The following is a 1,926-nucleotide window of genomic DNA, read 5'->3' on the forward strand; positions in this document are numbered from 1 at the left end:
AAAGAGAGGTGAGATAGAGCAAAACGCTATACACGTAATCTAAAAGACGAAGCGTGGCAAGTTATAGAAGAAGAGATCAACACGCTTACAAGGGAAAGCAAAGAAGGCTGCCGCCTAAACGATGCTAGGGGGGTATAGAACGGCATAGTTTATATCACGAAATGGCTATTTTGGAGGGATCTCCCTAAAGCGTGTAGGCCAGGAAAGAGAGTATTGAATACCTTGAACAGGATAAAGCATAGAGCAATCATTCAAGAATTCATGGATAAACTTAAAGATAGCGTTAGAATAAAGATGGAAAAAGAAAAAAGTTCTAGCATAAGAATCATCTATAGCCAGAGCGTGAACCCACGATCTTTTAAACACTAAAGAGAAAAGGTATGATGGAGGTAAGAAAGGGGCGGATAAAAAACGATATCTAAGGGTAGACACCTTAGGCTATCGGCTAAATGGTGATGCGCACAGCGCTAGACCTCGTGATAGGACGTGTGCCAAAAGAGTCTCCTGTGGCTTGAAGAAAAAATTTGCAAGGCTGGTGAAGATTTTAGCCCATCAAAGCGATCAAGGTGATCTAAATCAGTGGGTTTATCTTCATACGTCAGAGGCTTAGCTTAGCAATAGACCCCTTCGGAAACTCTCATTGTTCTAATTCCATGGTATAGACCCCTGCAATGAGCGTGAATCTCAGCCCAAATCTGTTACGCCTGTTTCTGTATGTATCAGAGATGATCTTGAAGCGTTTGAGCATCCCAATACCATTTTCATTCATTACCCGCTCACTGGAAAGTTTTCTATTTTTTCTTTTTTCTTCTTGCGTTAGCGGATTTTTCTTACCCTTCTTTTTTGGAATGTCAGTTCTACTATGGAGTGTTTTCAAGCCGTGATATTTTGTATCCGTAATACCCTTAATTTTAGGATGAATATGAGTTTTTGATTCCTTAAAAACCCTGAAATCATGACGCTTGCCCTTTGAAAAAGCCGTGCATATACCTTCTTGAGTTACTACACCTTGAGTGTTTAAGGGGTGTTTTTTCTTTTTCCCTGAGTAGTATGCTTTTGTCTTTTTTTGGGCGCTTTATTGGGGGTTCTGTTGCATCTATTAACACCCCTTCATCATTCATATCACGTTTCAAAAGCGCTTTCTTACCTGGCAAAGCAAAATCAGAGTGCTTGATACGCGTTCTTTCTATCCATTTCCCCATAGCTTTGACTTATATGGAAATAAGTACGGGTATTCCCGGATGTACTCAAGAGCCCTAAGAAGGCGATCCTCTAAAATAAGCGTGTTCTTTCCACCGCCTTTCGCTTTCTTAAGGCCTTCAACTTTTCTCAAAATATCAAGCATCTTTTCAAAAGGTGATCTTTTAACGCCTGTTAAACGATAAAATTGTTCGTCTTCTATATTTTTTATGGTTTCGTACTTCATGACAGATCCTTCTATAGAGCGTTTACATCAAACTTTAAATTTAATCTAGTTTCTCAAGAGGTCTAGTGTACACCATGCAGAACACCCTAAAGGGATTAAAGTCAATGATGACTTGTAGAGCATTCATTGGCTTGGTTAGGTCATTTTAGAAGATTATCCAAAGATTATGAGAGGTCTGCTTCATGAACCAAAGCGTTTATTCCACTAACCGTCACTAAAAAATCCTAAATAGGGTAGAACAACGGGTTGCGGGACTGGTTCTATTGTGTGCTAATCTTTTTGTTTTATACGTTCTGATAAAAGGGGAAAGTATGCGCGAGAAAGCAAAAATTTTTCTGAAAACAAAACTGTATTTTTATGCAGCTGCTCTTAGGGTACAACAAAAAAAAGTGTTAAAACTTATTAAAGTAAATAAACAGAGATAATTAAAATTTATTTTTATATAAGATCTACATTATAAAATTTTTATCTTTTCACCATAAAATCTATCCACTGGGGTG

Annotated in this window: 1 pseudogene; it reads right to left on the reverse strand. The window is 38.0% G+C overall.

Annotated features, from left to right (window positions below):
* Window positions 1-637 precede the first annotated feature (637 nt).
* Window positions 638-1,426: pseudogene (locus tag HCUR_RS02680) on the reverse strand (IS5 family transposase).
* Between the last annotated feature and the right edge of the window lie 500 nt (window positions 1,427-1,926).

Source organism: Holospora curviuscula, assembly GCF_002930195.1.
GTDB lineage: Bacteria > Pseudomonadota > Alphaproteobacteria > Holosporales > Holosporaceae > Holospora > Holospora curviuscula.